Origin of the sequence: Corallococcus sp. 4LFB (genome assembly GCF_046520365.1) — a bacterium.
GTDB lineage: Bacteria > Myxococcota > Myxococcia > Myxococcales > Myxococcaceae > Corallococcus > Corallococcus caeni.
In genome coordinates this window covers 1-408 of sequence record NZ_JBKGHJ010001251.1, presented here as the reverse complement: position 1 = coordinate 408, position 408 = coordinate 1, and the positions used below count along the sequence as shown (strand labels likewise).

Genomic DNA, 408 nt, shown 5'->3' with positions numbered 1-408 from the left:
CCCCGTCCTACGTCGAGTTCAAGCTCACCCTCACCGCCAACTACGCCATCTGATTGGCGGCGAAGGACCCCTGTCATGGAAAAATACCTGGATCAACTCGCGAAGGCCCCTCCCGCTGCGAAGTTCGGCGGGCTCGCGGCCCTCGTCGTCCTGCTGACCGTGGGCAACTTCTTCTCCTTCATCCAGCCCACGGAAGAGGACATCGCCCGCCGCCAGTCCGAGCGCCGGACGCTGGACCTGGAGCTCGCGGAGAAGAGCGAGATCGCCCAGAACCTCAACGAGCGCCGTCGTGAGATGGACGTGCTCGAGCAGAAGCTGGCGGAGGCCCTCACGGAGCTGCCCGAGCGGCGCGACATGGAAGAGCTGCTCGCGCAGATCAACGACATCGGCAAGAAGTCCGGCCTGGAG

The 408-nt window shown here is 65.0% G+C and carries 1 protein-coding gene; it reads left to right on the top strand.

Annotated elements, in window-relative coordinates:
• Positions 1 to 75: 75 nt before the first annotated feature.
• Positions 76 to 408 (top strand): type 4a pilus biogenesis protein PilO (locus ACLEQD_RS45180; protein WP_410392036.1); only part of this gene is annotated, 333 nt, incomplete at its 3' end.